General features: G+C 44.3%; 1 protein-coding gene. It reads right to left on the bottom strand.

All coding sequences use genetic code 11. The annotated features are described in order from the left end of the window. Positions 1-1,049 (bottom strand): IS110 family transposase (locus FCL48_RS24660; RefSeq protein WP_205747827.1); only part of this gene is annotated, 1,049 nt, incomplete at its 3' end. Positions 1,050-1,159: the final 110 nt, after the last annotated feature.

Genomic DNA, 1,159 nt, shown 5'->3' with positions numbered 1-1,159 from the left:
ATTGCTGTTTTTGCAACATTTGATTTTTTCCCCTTGGCTGTTAAATACTGATAACGGGTGCACAGTCGGCACTGAGCTTTCCATGAAATATCAATTACTTCTTTAGGCAATCTATCTTGCCGCTTACGAATGGCTCTGCTTTTCCTTGCTGGATATCGGTAGGCATGGGCTGCTTCCACTAAGGCTTTGCGTACGTGACCATTCCCTGTTTTGGTAATTGCACCTTTTTTTACTCGCTCGCCACTTGAATGTTCAGAGGGGATGAGACCAAGAAAAGCCATGAGCTTTCCAGGGGTTTCAAAACGAGTGAGATCACCAAGTTCAGCTGCTATTGTAGCTGCAACAACAAGAGAGATTCCCCGCATCGATTGAAGGGCCTTAATCAATTCGTGCAGACGGCTTTGCTGAGATTGTTGTCGAACCTGATCAGTTAAGCGCTGAACACGACTGATGCAATCTGTTACAGTATCGATATATTCTTGAAATACGATCTGTTGTGCAGGATGGGACATAGCGATGTCAGACAACCAGTTGAAATGAGCCTTCGTCCATTTTGTTTTTCCTGAATAAACAATGTCGTAACGAAGCAGGAACGCTCCGAGTCGTTGCTTTGCTGTCCGAAGCGCATGAACTCCATCCTCTCGGCCCCGCACTAAATCCCGTAACGCCTCATCTTCTTCGGTTGGCACATAGACAGGCGTCAGTTCACCGGCTCTATGGAGTTTCGCCAAAGAGAGACAATCTCGCTTGTCGTTTTTCAAACGGTTACCACTTTGTTGCGGAATTTTCGATGGAGCGACAACAACACAATCCATATCATTATTAGTTAAATAGCGATAGATACCATAACCACAAGGACCGGCTTCGTAGGCAAATCGAAGCACTGCCCCTTTGGAAATAAGTTTACGGATTACTTTGTCGAGTTGATTCATGTCGTTGTCAATTTTGCCGTAAAATCTCACTACACCATCTCGACCGTCATCGGCTATACCAATTGATATTGAGTTTTTGTGGACATCTAGACCGATATTCTTTATTGTTTTCTGCATGACCTGCCTCCTTGATTTTGGCTCTGAGTTGATTGTTTATGCTCTCAACTTAACCCACGTTTGCAAGGTAGGCAGGTCTGTTTTGTTTATGTGGCAACCATCATATCTAA

It is taken from the genome of Desulforhopalus sp. IMCC35007, from assembly GCF_005116575.1.
In the GTDB taxonomy this organism is placed as follows: Bacteria; Desulfobacterota; Desulfobulbia; order Desulfobulbales; family Desulfocapsaceae; genus Desulforhopalus_A.
Note: the sequence above shows the minus strand (reverse complement) of the source record. Positions and strands in the feature narration are given on the sequence as shown.